Annotated in this window: 13 protein-coding genes and 2 tRNA genes; 4 read left to right on the forward strand and 11 right to left on the reverse strand. The window is 69.7% G+C overall.

All coding sequences use genetic code 11. The features are described from left to right. Positions 1-10: 10 nt before the first annotated feature. Positions 11-652, reverse strand: coding sequence for an FMN-dependent NADH-azoreductase (locus GL325_RS04725; protein ID WP_154595409.1), 642 nt, complete (start codon positions 650-652; stop codon positions 11-13). A gap of 83 nt (positions 653-735) precedes the next feature. Here GL325_RS04725 and GL325_RS04730 point away from each other — a divergent pair, with 83 nt between their 5' ends. Both GL325_RS04730 and GL325_RS04735 read left to right on the forward strand, forming a co-directional pair. After that, entirely contained in the window at positions 736-1,263 is a 528-nt protein-coding gene (locus tag GL325_RS04730) for a MarR family transcriptional regulator (RefSeq protein ID WP_223110961.1), read from the forward strand. A gap of 241 nt (positions 1,264-1,504) precedes the next feature. After that, the gene (locus GL325_RS04735) at positions 1,505-3,076 is read left to right on the forward strand and encodes a family 16 glycosylhydrolase (protein WP_187768756.1); all 1,572 of its coding nucleotides are present in this window, start codon (positions 1,505-1,507) and stop codon (positions 3,074-3,076) included. Between the two features lie 55 nt (positions 3,077-3,131). On the opposite strand, the gene GL325_RS04740 is transcribed toward GL325_RS04735, so the two are convergent. The 9 genes from GL325_RS04740 to GL325_RS04780 all read right to left on the reverse strand — a co-directional run bounded on the left by GL325_RS04740 (position 3,132) and on the right by GL325_RS04780 (position 10,793). After that, positions 3,132-3,207, reverse strand: a tRNA-Glu gene (locus GL325_RS04740). A gap of 42 nt (positions 3,208-3,249) precedes the next feature. Next, a tRNA-Gln gene (locus tag GL325_RS04745) sits at positions 3,250-3,321 on the reverse strand. A gap of 97 nt (positions 3,322-3,418) precedes the next feature. Beyond that, positions 3,419-4,888: a glutamate--tRNA ligase gene (gene gltX / locus GL325_RS04750; RefSeq protein ID WP_154595411.1), complete on the reverse strand. Its 1,470-nt coding sequence runs from the start codon at positions 4,886-4,888 to the stop codon at positions 3,419-3,421. Then, positions 4,881-5,660, reverse strand: a complete 780-nt coding sequence (locus GL325_RS04755) for a fumarylacetoacetate hydrolase family protein (protein ID WP_154595412.1) — start codon at positions 5,658-5,660, stop codon at positions 4,881-4,883. The genes gltX and GL325_RS04755 overlap by 8 nt, the downstream gene beginning before the upstream one ends. Positions 5,661-5,724: 64 nt before the next feature. Beyond that, a complete protein-coding gene (locus GL325_RS04760) occupies positions 5,725-6,594 on the reverse strand; it encodes an NAD(P)/FAD-dependent oxidoreductase (RefSeq protein WP_187768757.1) in 870 nt (289 codons plus the stop codon). Between the two features lie 82 nt (positions 6,595-6,676). Further along, positions 6,677-7,432: an isoprenyl transferase gene (locus GL325_RS04765; RefSeq protein ID WP_187768758.1), complete on the reverse strand. Its 756-nt coding sequence runs from the start codon at positions 7,430-7,432 to the stop codon at positions 6,677-6,679. Then, entirely contained in the window at positions 7,432-8,160 is a 729-nt protein-coding gene (gene recO / locus GL325_RS04770; RefSeq protein ID WP_187411812.1) for a DNA repair protein RecO, read from the reverse strand. Before recO ends, GL325_RS04765 begins: the two co-directional genes overlap by 1 nt. Before the next feature lie 54 nt (positions 8,161-8,214). Then, positions 8,215-9,717, reverse strand: a complete 1,503-nt coding sequence (locus GL325_RS04775) for an aldehyde dehydrogenase family protein (protein WP_187768759.1) — start codon at positions 9,715-9,717, stop codon at positions 8,215-8,217. After that, positions 9,714-10,793 (reverse strand): saccharopine dehydrogenase family protein, encoded by a 1,080-nt coding sequence (locus tag GL325_RS04780; RefSeq protein WP_187769027.1) that lies wholly within the window; start codon positions 10,791-10,793, stop codon positions 9,714-9,716. Before GL325_RS04780 ends, GL325_RS04775 begins: the two co-directional genes overlap by 4 nt. A 54-nt stretch (positions 10,794-10,847) precedes the next feature. Here GL325_RS04780 and GL325_RS04785 point away from each other — a divergent pair, with 54 nt between their 5' ends. Both GL325_RS04785 and GL325_RS04790 read left to right on the forward strand, forming a co-directional pair. Further along, positions 10,848-11,756, forward strand: a complete 909-nt coding sequence (locus GL325_RS04785; protein WP_187768760.1) for a LysR family transcriptional regulator — start codon at positions 10,848-10,850, stop codon at positions 11,754-11,756. A 116-nt stretch (positions 11,757-11,872) separates the two neighbouring features. Further along, entirely contained in the window at positions 11,873-12,583 is a 711-nt protein-coding gene (locus GL325_RS04790) for a hypothetical protein (RefSeq protein ID WP_187768761.1), read from the forward strand. Between the two features lie 63 nt (positions 12,584-12,646). On the opposite strand, the gene leuA is transcribed toward GL325_RS04790, so the two are convergent. Next, entirely contained in the window at positions 12,647-14,341 is a 1,695-nt protein-coding gene (gene leuA / locus GL325_RS04795; RefSeq protein WP_154596263.1) for a 2-isopropylmalate synthase, read from the reverse strand. Between the last annotated feature and the right edge of the window lie 182 nt (positions 14,342-14,523).

Below are 14,523 nucleotides of genomic sequence, written 5' to 3' on the forward strand. Positions count from 1 at the left end.
CTCCGTTCGGTCAGGCCGCGCGGCGGGCGGCGAGAGCTGCGCCGGCCTCGACCGCCGCCTCTTCTGCGGTCTTGCGCATCTGGGTCGCGGTCTCGGTGAACTCGTCGAGAGCCGGGTTGACACCGACGAGGGTGAACTCGCGCTCGATCACGGTCAGGTCCGCTCCCCAGATGTCGACGAGGATCCGCCGCAGGAAGTCGGTGTTGTGGTCCCAGCCCTCGCGCGGGGTGCCGGGGCCGTAGGCGCCGCCTCGGGTGGTGACCAGGACGGTGGGCTTGCCCTCGAGCAGTCGCGTGCCCTGCGGTCCACCGGCGAGCGCGACGTCGATCCAGGTCTTCGCGTGCTGGGAGATGCCGAAGTTGTACAGCGGCAGCGCCAGGACGACGGCCTGGGCCTCGCGTAGCTCCCCCGCGACCTCCTCGGCGATCGCCAGGGCCTCCCGCTGGTGCTCGCTTCGCTCGTCCTCGGGCGTGAACCCGGCGGCGTGAGCCGTGGCCCAGACGTCGGCGGGCAGCGGGTGCTGGCCCAGATGACGCCGCACGACCGGCACCCCCGGGTGGCTGGCGACGAACTCGTCGACGACGAGATCGGCCAGCGCGCTGCTGGCGGACATCTCGCCCTGGATGCTGGCGTCGACACGGAGCAGAGTCATGGGGTTCTCCTCATTGATTTGAATGTTCAAGTGGAGCCTACGTGCTCTGGCTTGAACATTCAACCCGGGGTACCATCGGAGACGTGTCCACTGAAATCGCCCCCACCACAGCCGCCGCGGACGACGTCCCGTGGCTGTCGGACGAGCAGCAGGACCACTGGCGGGCCTTGATCGACCTGCTCGCGATCCTGCCGCCGGCCCTGGATGCGCAGCTCAAGCGCGACGCCGGGCTGAACTCGTACGAGTACCAGGTGATGACCGCCCTGTCGGAATCGCGCGACCATGAGCTGGGACTGTCCGATCTGGCCACCCGCGCCCGCTGCTCCCTGTCGCGCCTCTCCCACGCGCTCACCCGACTCGAGCGCAACGGCTGGGTCGAGCGCTTCCCTGGCACGGAGCCCGGTGGCCGCCGCATGCGCGCCCGACTGACGGACGACGGCATGACCCAGGTCGAGAACATCGCACCGGGGCACGTGCGCGAGGTGCGCCGGCTCGTGATCGACACGCTCTCCGACGAGCAGTTGGCGGCCCTGGCCGATGCCGCGCGTGCCATCACGGCCGCGGCGTTGGACCCCGAAAGCGAGAGCTGCCGCGAGATCGCCGACTGCTGAGCCTCATCGGGGAGTCCCGAGGTCACCGGGCGCTCCGGAACTCCCCGATCACCGCGTATGGCTCCCGTCACATCGACCACGCCCCTGACGGCTCTTCGTTGCCCTCCCGCCACGCCCGCCTCACTCCTGCCGCCTCACGCTGCCCCGACCCATTTCCGCCGCGCAAGAACGACACTTCGAGCCCCTAGGCTGACGGTCGCCGAGCGCGCTTGGCGTTCGGGGGGAATCAGATGGGGGATGCATGAAACGCATGATGATGGCGCTGGTGCTCGTGGGAGGCATCGCGCTCGGGGGGCTCGGAGGCCTGGAAGGCGGCCCGCGGCCTGCGGAGGCGCAGGCCCAGTTGCCGCCGGCCGGGGGGAACAACGGCTGGAAGACCGTGTTCGAGGACGACTTCGACCCAGCGACGCACGTCTTCGAGGGCAAGAACTTGTCTGTGGTGAATGCAGACGGGACAGCGACACCCGTTTGGCACAACGACCACGGCGAGGTGGCGATGGACATGAGCAGATGCGCGTCCATCAGGGACGACGGAGTCCTGGTCGTCGTCCCTCGACGAAACGACCATCGGACTGACCCGAAGGGCACCGAATGGCGGTGCCGAATCACGTCGCTCTTCGAGGTGAAGCCAGGCTCCAAGGCAACACCGAAGACGCACATCTTGGCTGCGCGCGTCAAGCTGCACAAAACTACCGGTCATCTCAGTTCGTTCTGGGCGAACGGCAGTCGAGGGACGGGTGACAATGTCGAGTTCAACGAGATCGACGTCATCGAGAACTCGGGCAAGTCGAACGAACCCCGAAACTGCAAGAGCACAGCGACCGTCTCGGCCAACAAGCCTGACTTCTACGGACTAAACCACTCCTTCTACAGCAAGTACGACCCCCGCACGGGGCACAAGCACTGCCTCCTGAAGGATGAAGCCAACCCGCTCTACAACAGCAATGACGGATGGCACACGTTCCACGTCGTTTGGACGCCGGGCGAGAAGTTGGTCTTCTTCATTGACGGGGTACGTTCGACTGGATTCGACCCCAAGCTCGCGAGCGCCATACGAGTCCATGCTGTTCTGACGAACATCGACGAGCGCCACCAGGACGCCACACCCGGCAACTTCGAGGTCGACTGGGTCAGGATATGGGAGAAGAAGAGCGGTACCGGAACAACAGACCCCCCTGCGCCCCCGGCGTGCGCGGACAACGACTGCTTCCGGGCCCAGCTCGGCGCTTACGTCGGCTACTACTACCGCCCGGGCTCGAACCCGAGCAGCCCGCTGCAGAACCGGATGGTGTTCGACAGCAAGTTCTACCTCGATGCCTACCCGGACGTCCGCCCGTGGGCGGATCAGAAGGTGGCCGAGCAGGGCGGCACCGTTTACGACCATGCGCAGTGGCACTGGCTCAACTACGGCATTCCGTGGGGCCGTGCGGGATCGGCGACCTTCGACCCGATTTTCTACATGAACAACCACCCGGACATCGTCGCGGCGTACGGCTGGAACAACTACGACGCAGCCATCCGTCACTACGTGCAGTTCGGCAACGCTGAAGGGCGCCGGGCGTCAGTGTTCTTCGACCCGGTCCACTACAAGGCCCGGTACGGCGACATGGCCGGGGCGTCCAACGTGGCGGTGACGGACCACTTCACCGTGTTCGGGCTGGACGAGGGACGACAGGGCTCGGCCGACTTCGGTCCTGCCTACTATCTGGGCACCAACCCCGACGTGCGGGCGGCGTTCGGCAAAAACTACCGCAAGGGCATGACGCACTGGATCACCAACGGTCGCGCCGAGGGCCGCAAGGGCGCTCCGTGACCTGAGCACCGGCAAAAGGAAAGGCCCCCGATCCGAGGATCGGGGGCCTTTTCGCTGGTAGCCCCGACGGGATTCGAACCCGCGCTACCGCCTTGAGAGGGCGACGTGCTAGGCCGCTACACAACGGGGCCAGCAGTGAGTAACGCTATCAGATTGCTCTGGGAGCGTTCTCGCTGGGGTACTAGGACTCGAACCTAGAATGGCGGTACCAGAAACCGCTGTGTTGCCAATTACACCATACCCCATGGGGGTATCGGATCAGTGCCTCTCGGTACCTCTCCGAACCAAGAGATCACTTTACCGGACACCCTCGCGCGGGCCCAAACCGGGCCCGCGCATCGGTCACAGGACCGCGTCGAGACGCGCCAGAGAAGCCTCGCGTCCCAGCAATTCCATGGACTCGAACAGCGGCGGCGAGATGCGCTTGCCCGTCACCGCGACGCGCACCGGGCCGAAGGCCAGGCGCGGCTTCAGTCCCCGCTCCTCGATGAGCGCCTGACGCAGCGCCGCCTCGATCGACTCGGTGGTCCACTCCCCCACACCCGCGAGCGCCTCACGCGCCGCCTTGGCGACCTCGAGGCCGTCCTCGTTGAGCTGCTTGGCCGCGTCGTCGGGATCGACCGTGAAGTCGTCGCCGGCGAACAGGAAGGCGAGCATGTCGGCGGCCTCGGTGAGCAGGTTGCTGCGCTCCTGGACCAGCGGCGCCGCCGCGGTGACGAGGTCGACGTCCACGCCCTGGGGCAGGTACGGCAACAACCGCTGCACGAAGACCTCCGGCGACAGCATGCGCACGTGGTCGCCGTTGATCGCCTCGCACTTCTTGAGGTCGAAGCGCGCGGGGTTCGGGTTGACCCGCTCGATCTCGAAGGCGGCCACCATCTCGTCGAGCGAGAAGATGTCGCGGTCCTCGGCGATCGACCAGCCCAGCAGCGCCAGGTAGTTCAGCAGGCCCTCAGGCAGGAAGCCCTGGTCGCGGTAGCCCAGCAGGTTCGACTCGGGGTCGCGCTTGGACAGCTTCTTGTTGCCCGAGCCCATGACGTACGGCAGGTGGCCGAACCGCGGCGTGAACCCACTGCCCACGCCGATCTCGGCGAACGCCTCGTACAGCGCCATCTGACGCGGCGTGGAGGACAGGATGTCCTCGCCGCGCAGCACGTGCGTGATGCCCATGAGCGCGTCGTCGACGGGGTTGGTCAGCGTGTAGAGCGGCTGACCGTTGGCCCGGACGATCACGAAGTCCTGGACGTTCTCGGCGCCGAACGTGATCTCGCCGCGCACGAGGTCGTCGAAGGTCCAGTCGCGCTGCGGCATCTTGAACCGGATGACCGGCTGGCGGCCCTCGGCCTCGAAGGCGGCCTGCTGCTCGGGCGTGAGGTCGCGGTGCAGCCCGTCGTACCCACTGGGACGACCGGCGGCGCGGGCGGCGTTGCGGCGCTCCTCCAACTCCTCGGCGGTGTCGTAGGCCTTGTAGGCGAACCCGGCGTCCATGAGGCGCTGCGCGACGTCGGCGTAGACGTCCATGCGCTGGCTCTGGCGGTACGGGCCGTTGGGGCCGCCGACCTCGACGCCCTCGTCCCAGTCCAGGCCCAGCCACCGCATGACGTCGAGCAGCAGATCGTACGACTCCTGCGAGTCACGGCTGGCGTCGGTGTCCTCGATGCGGAACACGAACCGGCCGCCGTTGTGGCGGGCGAACGCCCAGCTGAACAACGCCGTGCGCGCCATGCCCACGTGCGGGTTGCCCGTCGGGGACGGGCAGAAGCGTGCGACCACGTCGCTGCCGGTCGCGGTCGTCCATCGGGTCTCAGTCATCGGCCACCACCGGGTTGGTCAGGGTGCCCAGGCCGTCGATCGTCACGGCCACGTGGTCGCCGGCCTGCATGGGGCCGACTCCCTCGGGGGTTCCGGTGAGGATGACGTCGCCGGGCAACAGGGTCATGAAGCTGGTCACGTACTGCAGGATCGAGGGGACGTCGAAGACCATGTCCGACGTGTTCCCGTCCTGCTTGGTCTCGCCGTTGAGGGCCGTGCGCACGCGCACGTTCGACGGGTCGAAGTCGGTCTCGATCCACGGGCCCAACGGGCAGAAGGTGTCGAAGCCCTTGGCGCGGGCCCACTGCCCGTCCTTGGACTGCAGGTCGCGGGCCGTCACGTCGTTGGCGACCGTGTAGCCGTAGATCACCTTGGGGGCGTCCTCGGCGTTGAGGTTGCGGCAGATCCGGCCGATCACGATGGCCAGCTCGCCCTCGAAGTGCAGGTCCTGCGTCTGCTTGGGGTAGAAGATCGGCTCGCCGGGGCCGATGACGGAGGTGTTGGGCTTGAGGAAAATCAGCGGCTCCTGCGGCACCTCACCACCCATCTCGGCGGCGTGCGCCACGTAGTTCTTGCCGACGCAGACGACCTTGCTGCGCGGGATGACGGGCGCCAGCAGGCGCACGTCCTCCAACGGCAGCTTCTCGCCGGTCAGCTCCAGTGGAGCGTAGAGGGGGTCTCCCTTGAGAGGAGCGATGATCGGTGTGTCGCCATCGGTTCCGACGACCCCGTAACGGGGGTCGTCGTCGCCGGCGAATCGGGCCACGCGCATGGCCTCCACACTACCGAGCGTCGGCGGCACCGCCCGACGCGACCGCCTCGACCGTCAGGAAGCGTCAGTCGCCGGTGAACGGGTTCGACTCGGTCTCGGCACCCGGATCGGCGAGGTACCGCACCGCGCTCGCTCCGGCGGCCTGGCCCGCTGCCGCGGCGGCGAGAATCGAGGGCATCGGCACGGGCAGTTCCTCGACGTGGGCGAGGTCGCCGGCGGCGAACACCCGGGGGTGGCTCGTCCGGTTCAGCACGTCGACCCGGACACAGCCCGAGGGCAGGATGTCCAGCCCCAGCTGGTCGGCGAACGGAGCGGCCTGCGACGTGCTGGGGTGCAGGAAGAGTCCTGCCAGCTCGACCGCGTCACCGTCGGTGCGGTGGGCGAGCAGCCCTTTCTCGGTCTGCTCGACCTTGGCGAGGTCGTCGTGCCCGAAGGTGATGACCTCCGAGCCGATGGGAGCGAGCATCGCCGCCAGCTGATCAACGTGCGGCCCGTCGCCCAGGATCCCGATCGGGCGGTCCGCGTACTCGTGGCCGTGGCAGAACGGGCAGCTCGCGACCTCCGCGCCCCAGGCCTCGGCCAGGCCCGGGACGTCGGGCAGCTCGTCGCTCATCCCGGTCGCGAGGACGACCGTGCGCGCCTCGATGGACCCCGCGTCGGACTCGGCGACCAACCCGTCGTCGGTCTCTCGGAGTGTGGCCACGGTCCCCTCGCGCAGCTCGACCGTCGTGTACTTGGCGAGGTCCTCGCGAGCGAGCCGGCGCAACTCGTCGGGGGCACGACCGTCGTGGGTCACGAAGTTGTGGGCGTACTCGACCGCACCGTTGCGGTACCGCCCCGAGTCGATCAGCACCACGCTGCGGCGCATGCGCCCCAGGGTCAGGGCAGCCTGCAGGCCAGCCGGTCCCCCGCCGATCACCAGTGCGTCGAACATGTGTGTCCCTCCGTCTGCGTCAGCACGACCGGAGGTACCCACTCGAGACCCGATCAACCGGGATCCGCTGGACGATGTCGGCTCAGGCCGAGCCGTAGCGCCGCTGGCGGGTGGCGTACTCCTCGACGGCCGCCCAGAGGGCACGCCGGTCGACGTCGGGCCAGGCGATGTCGCTGAAGACGAGCTCGGCGTAGGCCGACTGCCACGGCAGGAAGTTGCTGGTGCGCTGCTCGCCCGAGGTGCGCCAGAACAGGTCGACGTCGGGCATCCACGGCTCGTCGAGGTACCGCGCGAACGTGGCCTCGGTGATCTTGTCGGGGTTGACGCGGCCGGCCTTCACGTCGCGCGCCAGGGCGGCCGCCGCGTCCGCGATCTCGGCGCGGCCGCCGTAGTTGACGCACATCGTCAGGGTGCAGACGGTGTTGTCCTTCGTCAGCTCCTCGGCGGCCTCGAGCTCGCGGATGACGCTGCGCCACAGCCGCGGCCGGCGGCCCGCCCAGCGGACCCGGACGCCCAGCTCGTGCATCTCGTCGCGGCGCCGGCGGATGACGTCGCGGTTGAAGCCCATGAGGAACTTCACCTCTTCGGGCGATCGCTTCCAGTTCTCGGTGCTGAAGGCGTAGGCACTGACGGCCTTGACGCCCACCTCGATGGCGCCCTCGACGACGTCGAACAGGGCGGCCTCGCCGGCCTTGTGGCCCTCGGTGCGCGGCAGTCCGCGCTCCTTGGCCCACCGGCCGTTGCCGTCCATGACGATCGCGACGTGCTGGGGCACCTGCTCGGGGGCGAGGCGTGGGGCGGTGGCACCCGAGGGGTGCGGTGTGGGGAGTCGGGGCATCAGCGATCCACGTGAGCCAGGGAGCGCAGTCCGCGCTCGAGGTGCCAGGACAGGTAGTTGGCGACGATGCTGCCGGCCTCGCGCCGGGTGCGGTCGTCGGCCAGGGCGACCGAGTTCCAGTCACCCACGAGCAGGGCCGCCAGCAGGGCGACCGTCGTGGCCGCCGGGACGGAGGAACCGGGCACGCGGCAGGCGTCGCACAGCATCCCGCCCGAGCCGGCGTGGAAGTGGCGGTGCGGCCCCTCCAGCCCGCACCGGGCGCACCCGTCGAACGAGGGGGCGTAGCCGGCGATCGCCAGCGAGCGCAGCTGGAAGGAGTCCAGCAGGACGCCCGGGGGCTGGCGGTGCTCGGTCAGGGCGCGCAGGGCGCCGACGAGCAGCTGGTACTGGGGCACCGAAGGCTCGGCCGTGTCGGAGACGAGCCGCTCGGCCGTCTCGAGCATGGCGGTGCCGGCGGTGTACGCGCCGTAGTCCTCGCCGAGGTGGGAGGCGAAGGGATCGATCGTGACGACCTGGGCCACGATGTCGAGCGTGCGTCCCTCGACGAACTGGACGTCGACGTGCATGAAGGGCTCGAGCCGGCCACCGAAGCGACTGGACGTCTTGCGGACGCCCCGGCCCACGGCCCGGACGACCCCGCGGCCGCGCGTGAGCATCGTGACGATGCGGTCGGCCTCGCCCAGCTTCTGGGTGCGCAGGACGACACCGGTGTCGCGATAGGTGCCCACCGTCCCATTCTGCCCCAGCGCACCGTCCCTTCTCGGGACGGCACCCCGCCGGGGTCAGCCGAAGTCGACGCCCTGGGCCAGCGGCAGCTCGGTCGAGTAGTTGATCGTGTTGGTCGCCCGGCGCATGTAGTTGCGCCACGCGTCCGAGCCGGACTCGCGCCCGCCACCGGTCTCCTTCTCGCCACCGAAGGCGCCGCCGATCTCAGCACCCGAGGTGCCGATGTTGACGTTGGCGATGCCACAGTCCGAGCCGGTCGCCGAGACGAACAGCTCGGCCTCGCGGACGTCCATCGTGAAGATCGCGCTGGACAGGCCCTGGGCGACGCCGTTGTGCAGCGCGATGGCCTCGTCGAGGTCGCGGTAGGTCAGCACGTACAGCACGGGCGCGAAGGTCTCGGCCCTGACGATGTCGGTCTGGGCGGGCATGTCGATGATCGCCGGGTGCACGTAGTGGCCGCCCTCGACCCCGTCGGCCTGCGTGCCACCGGTCAGGACCGTGCCGCCGTCCGAACGGGCCTGGTCGATCGCCTTCTCGAAGCCCGACGCCGCGGAGGCGTCGATCAGCGGGCCCACGAGCGTGCCGCCGTCCAGGGGCGAGCCGATCGGCAGCGTCTCGTAGGCCGCCACGAGGCGGGCGACGAGGTCGTCCTTGATCGACTCGTGGACGATGACGCGGCGCAACGACGTGCAGCGCTGTCCGGCGGTGCCGACGGCGGAGAACACGATGCCGCGGACGGCCAGGTCCAGGTCGGCGCTGGGCGCGATGATCGCCGCGTTGTTGCCACCGAGCTCCAGCAGGGTCCGGCCGAGTCGGGCGGCGACGCGCGGCGCGACCTCCTTGCCCATGCGGGTCGATCCGGTCGCCGAGACGAGCGGCACGCGCGGGTCGTCGACCAGGGCCTCGCCGACCTCGCGGGCACCCACGACGACCTGGAGCAGGTCCTCGGGCGCGCCCGTGCGGCGTGCGGCCTCGGCGGCGATCGCCTGGCACGCGAGAGCCGTCAGCACCGTCTTCTCGGACGGCTTCCACACGACGCTGTCGCCGCACACGAACGCCAGCGCGGCGTTCCACGACCACACGGCGACCGGGAAGTTGAACGCGCTGATGACGCCCACGACCCCCAGCGGGTGCCACTGCTCCATCATGCGGTGGCCGGGACGCTCGCTGGCGATCGTGAGACCGTGCAGCTGGCGCGACAGTCCGACCGCGAGGTCGCAGATGTCGATCATCTCCTGGACCTCGCCCTGGCCCTCCGAGACGATCTTGCCCGCCTCGATCGTGACGAGGGCGCCGAGATCGTCCTTGTGCTCACGCAGCAGCTCACCCAGCTCGCGGACGAACGCGCCGCGCGCCGGCGCGGGCACGGTGCGCCACTGCTCGAAGGCGGCCTGCGCCGCCCCCACCTTGTCGGCGACGGAGGCAGCGGTGTCAGCGGTCAGCCGGCCCAGCTCGGAGCCGTCGATCGGCGTGCGGCAGACGATCTCGCCGTCGGCACTGAACCCGACCGGGGCGCCGATCCGCTCGAAGATCTCGGTGACGTGCTCAGTGATGCTCATGCATCGACCTTTCCATGGGTCTCGAAGAGTCGGCCGGAGTGGGTGCCCAGCAGGTCGTCCAGCGAGATGTCCTCCTGGCGGACGAAGCCACTCGCGGGGAGCCGGCCACCCGCCACGAGCTCGACGACGGCGACCGCGCTGGCCGCGGTGGTCCAGCTGATCGCTCGCCACGTCTGGCCGTCGATGTCGATCGGCCGGTACGTCCGGACGTGGTTGCGACGGAACGGCTGACCCTCGCAGACCCCCTCGACGGCGGCGTGCAGGTAGACGACGTCGTCGTTGACCGGCGGCTTCGCGTCGACGAGGATCCGGCCCACCAGCTCGCGCTCGTCCCGCAGGTTCAGCTCCTCGAACAGGAACTGCATCTGGCGGAAGTGGCCCGGGTACCGCATCGTCTTGTAGTCGAGGCGCTGGACGCGGCCCTCGTAGGTCTGGCACATCGTGCCCAGGCCGCCGGACGTCAGCGCCGCCTCGAGCTCGATGCCACCGATGAGGACGCGCTCGGTCTCGGTCATGGCCGGGACCATCCGCCGCTCGCCGGCGCGCACGACCTCGCAGTCGTTGAGGTACTCGTTGACGACGCCCTCGGCCGACCAGTTGAAGGAGTAGCCCAGCAGCCCGGTGGGGTTCTGCGGCAGTGCGCCGACCTTGAGCTCGATGCTGCGGATCGAGTCGAACGTCGCCGCCAGGCTGGCACCGACGATCCCGATGAGTCCGGGCGCCAGTCCGCACTGCGGCACGAAGGCGCTCTCGGCCCGGTCCTTCGCCAGCTCGATGACGCGGTTCGTGGTCGGGACGTCCTCGGTGAGGTCGAAGTAGTGCGCGCCGGTGTCGTGCGCGGCCTCGGCCACGGCGATGTTCAGGTGGTACGGCAGGCACGACACGACCGCGTCGACCCGGCCGAGGGACTCGCGCAGGGCGTCCGCGTCGGTCACGTCCAGCACGCTGGTCCGCAACGACGGGATCTCACGCTCGCGGGAGTCGAATCCCACGACCTCGAAACCCGCGCGGGCGAGCAGGTGCGCGACCAGCTCCCCCACCTTGCCCAGGCCGAACACGGCGACGCTCTCGATCATCACGGTTCCATCGTCCTGCCTGATGGGGCACACTGTCCACCATAAGTTGTGCTTATGCCTCAAGGAGGTCTCGTCGTGAAGGACCTGCCCGATCCGACGCGCCTGCGGCTGCTGGTCGACGTGGCCCACCACGGGTCCATCGCCGGTGCCGCGAGGTCGAACGCGATCACCGCGTCGGCGGTCTCGCAGCAACTCACGACCCTCGAGCGCGAGTGCGGCGTGCCCCTGCTCGAACGACTCCCCCGCGGCGTGGCACTGACGGCCGCCGGCGAGGTCCTGGCCGAGCGCGGCCGTGCCCTGGTCCGCCTGCTGGAGGCCGCGCGCGGCGACATCGACGGGTTCGACGACCTGCTCGTCGGCCGGGTGCGCATCGGGACCATCGCCTCGGCGGCGCAGGCCCTCATCCTGCCCGCGCTCGCCCGGCTCGGCACCGAGCACCCGGGCATCGACACGACCGTCACGGTGGCCGAGCCCCAGTCCAGCCTGGCCGCCCTGCACGAGGGTCGCATCGAGCTGGCTCTCGTCGACGTCTACGAGCACGCCCCCATGGCGCTCCCGTCGCGAGTCACGGCCACCACCGTCCACCGCGAGCCCCTCGTGCTGATCGGCCGCGAGCCGTTCGCGGCGGGCACCACGCTGGCCGACCTCGCGGACGAGCGCTGGGTCATGCCGCCCGCGGAGGCCGCGTGCGGACAGGCTGTCCGCTATGCCTGCCGTCAGGCGGGATTCGAGCCGCAGGTGCGCTGGGAGACCGACGACCTGCAGCTGCTGTCGCAGGCCGTCGCCGCCGGGCAGGGCGTGACGATGCTCCCGCGGCTGGCGATCGACGTCGACCGGCCCGGCCTGCACGTCGCCGTGCCCGCGGGCGGGCGCCTGGGCCGTGAGATCCGCGCCGTCGTCCGCTCGGGCGAGCGCGACCGCCCCCTGCTGCGCGCGGTGACCGACGCACTGCGGCTGGACTGACCGGCCCTCGTCCCCGGCCCTCGATGTGGCGTGCGCCACAGCAAAACGGAGGCAATTTCGGTGCACCACGGGTAACTTGAGACACACTGTCACCAACATTCACAGGGGGAAATACCGTGCACACCGCTCGACCGATCAAGGCCGCCTTCGCCGCCGCCGCCACCACCGCACTGCTCACGCTGAGCGCCTGCGGCGGCTCCGACGACGAGCCCGCCCAGGAGGAGACGACCTCCGCCGCGTCCGAGGCGCCGTCCCAGGAGCCCTCCGCGTCCGCCGACGCCGAGGCCGCGTCGGGCGACCAGCCCGACTGGGCGAACCCGGTGGTCACGAAGGGCGACAAGATCTCGAGCTTCGAGGCCGGCGACATCACGGTCGACGTCTACCAGGTCGGCACCGCGCCGGCGCCCAAGCAGGGCATGTGGGTCGACCCCAAGACGAACAAGCCGCTGATCGCCAAGGGCGACCCGATCGTGTTCGTCAACTACGTCGTCACCAACAAGGGCGACGCCGTCGACCTGGGCGCGTCCCTGGTCAGCATCTCGCCGCGCTACGAGGACTGGCAGTACGCCCAGGGCATGGGCGGCATCACCGACTTCGCGCTCTACGAGGCGCAGGGCATCAACAGCGCCGCCATCAAGCCCGGCGGATTCCAGGAGTCGGGCGTCTACACGCTCGGCGCGGGCCAGCAGTACTCCTACGGCGAGAACTTCCACCACCAGGCGGGCTCGAAGATCACCTTCAAGGCGCGCGTCGTCCCGGTGGACGCCGAGGGTGAGCTGATCCACGACAAGGGCATCGAGGGCGAGGGCACCGGCACCATCAAGTGACCTGCCCCGTGGACAGACCACCGGCCCGCCAGCGCTGCTGGCGGGCCGGTGGTCCGTCGGGACTCAGTGGGTGGGGATCGTGGTGGCCTCGGCCCGGTTCGCGGCGCACACGACGGCGTGCAGCGAGGCGGTGACGATGTTCTCGTGGATGCCCACGCCCCACACGACCTCGCCGGCGATCTCGCACTCGACGTACGCGGCGGCCTTCGCGTCGCCGCCGGAGCTGAGGGCGTGCTCGCTGTAGTCCAGCACCCGGATGTCGGCGCCGGCCTGGCGCATGCCGTCGACGAACGCCGCCACGGGCCCGTTGCCCTCGCCCTTGAAGGAGCGCTCCTCGCCGCGGACGACGAGGTCGACGACCTGCTCGTCGTTGCCGTCCTCACTCGTGACCGAGCTGTACCGCGTCAGCGCGTACGGCTCGTCGCGCTCCAGGTACTCGCGCGTGAACGCGCCCCAGATCTCCTCGGGCTGGATCTCGCCGGCCTCACCCTCGCTCATCGACTGGATGGCGCGGCTGAACTCGATCTGCAGGCGGCGCGGCAGGTCCAGCTGGTGCTCGGACTTCATGATGTACGCGACCCCGCCCTTGCCGGACTGGCTGTTGACGCGGATGACGGCCTCGTACGTGCGGCCCACGTCGTGCGGGTCGATCGGCAGGTAGGGCGCCTCCCAGGTCATCTCCGAGACCGGCACGCCCTGCTCGGCGGCGCGGCGGTCGAGGTCCTCCAGACCCTTCTTGATCGCGTCCTGGTGCGAGCCGCTGAACGCCGTGTAGACCAGGTCGCCGGCGTACGGGTGGCGCGGGTGCACGGGCAGGTTGGTGCAGTACTCGACCGTGCGACGGACCTCGTCGATGTCGGAGAAGTCGATCTGCGGGTCGATCCCCTGGCTGAACAGGTTCATGCCCAGCGTGACCAGGTCGACGTTGCCGGTGCGCTCGCCGTGGCCGAACAGGCAGCCCTCGACGCGGTCGGCGCCGGCCATCATCGCCAGCTCGGTGGCGGCGACGGCCGTGCCCCGGTCGTTGTGCGGGTGCAGCGAGATCGCGACCGCGTCCCGGCGGCTGATGTTGCGACCGAACCACTCGATCTGGTCGGCGTACGTGTTCGGGGTGGCCATCTCCACGGTGGCGGGCAGGTTGAGGATGATCTCGCGGTCGCCCTCGGGCTGCCACACGTCCATGACGGCCTCGCAGACCTCGAGGCTGAAGTCCAGCTCGGCGGAGGTGAAGATCTCGGGGCTGTACTGGTAGCCGAACGCGGTGTCGCCCAGCAGCTGCTCGGCGTACTTCATCACCAGCTCGGTGCCGCGCGTGGCGATGGCGCGGCACTCGTCACGGTTCACGTCGAACACGACGCGGCGGAACAGCGGCGCGACGGCGTTGTACAGGTGGACGTTGGCACGCGGCACCCCGACCAGCGACTCGACGGTGCGCTCGATCAGGTCCTCGCGGGCCTGGGTCAGGACCGAGATCGTGACGTCCTCGGGCACCGCGTCGCCCTCGATCAGCGAGCGGACGAAGTCGAAGTCGGTCTGGCTGGCCGACGGGAAGCCGACCTCGATCTCCTTGTAGCCCATGCGCACGAGCAGGTCGAACATGCGGCGCTTGCGGGCGGGGGTCATCGGGTCGATCAGGGCCTGGTTGCCGTCGCGCAGGTCGGTGGAGAGCCACCGGGGCGCCTGGGTGATCTGCTGGCTCGGCCACGTGCGGTCCGGCAGGTCGACGGGAGTGAACGGCTGGTAGCGCCCGAACGGCATCGGTGAGGGCTGCTGGGGCGAGACGGGGTTGTTCTTCACGGAAGGATCTTTCCTCGGGGGCTCGACGTCGAGCGGTGGTCAGCGGTCGGAAACGCCGAACTCCGCGCCGAGGGGTCCGACCTTCAGTGGACCTCGGCGCGGCGACGAAGGAGCCCGCGGAGCAGGCTCGACTCGAGAAGATT

The organism is Aeromicrobium sp. 636 (assembly GCF_024433585.1).
Lineage (GTDB): Bacteria > Actinomycetota > Actinomycetes > Propionibacteriales > Nocardioidaceae > Aeromicrobium > Aeromicrobium senzhongii.

Bases quoted from the DNA above. Each gene is read 5' to 3' on its own strand.
- GL325_RS04785 (WP_187768760.1), top strand. From the start codon at position 10,848: ATGCCTCAAGGAGGTCTCGTCGTGAAGGACCTGCCCGATCCGACGCGC.
- gltX (WP_154595411.1), bottom strand. From the start codon at position 4,888: ATGACTGAGACCCGATGGACGACCGCGACCGGCAGCGACGTGGTCGCA.
- GL325_RS04735 (WP_187768756.1), top strand. From the start codon at position 1,505: ATGAAACGCATGATGATGGCGCTGGTGCTCGTGGGAGGCATCGCGCTC.
- GL325_RS04725 (WP_154595409.1), bottom strand. From the start codon at position 652: ATGACTCTGCTCCGTGTCGACGCCAGCATCCAGGGCGAGATGTCCGCC.
- GL325_RS04775 (WP_187768759.1), bottom strand. From the start codon at position 9,717: ATGAGCATCACTGAGCACGTCACCGAGATCTTCGAGCGGATCGGCGCC.
- GL325_RS04760 (WP_187768757.1), bottom strand. From the start codon at position 6,594: ATGTTCGACGCACTGGTGATCGGCGGGGGACCGGCTGGCCTGCAGGCT.
- GL325_RS04755 (WP_154595412.1), bottom strand. From the start codon at position 5,660: ATGCGCGTGGCCCGATTCGCCGGCGACGACGACCCCCGTTACGGGGTC.
- GL325_RS04765 (WP_187768758.1), bottom strand. From the start codon at position 7,432: ATGCCCCGACTCCCCACACCGCACCCCTCGGGTGCCACCGCCCCACGC.
- leuA (WP_154596263.1), bottom strand. From the start codon at position 14,341: ATGCCGTTCGGGCGCTACCAGCCGTTCACTCCCGTCGACCTGCCGGAC.
- GL325_RS04780 (WP_187769027.1), bottom strand. From the start codon at position 10,793: ATGATCGAGAGCGTCGCCGTGTTCGGCCTGGGCAAGGTGGGGGAGCTG.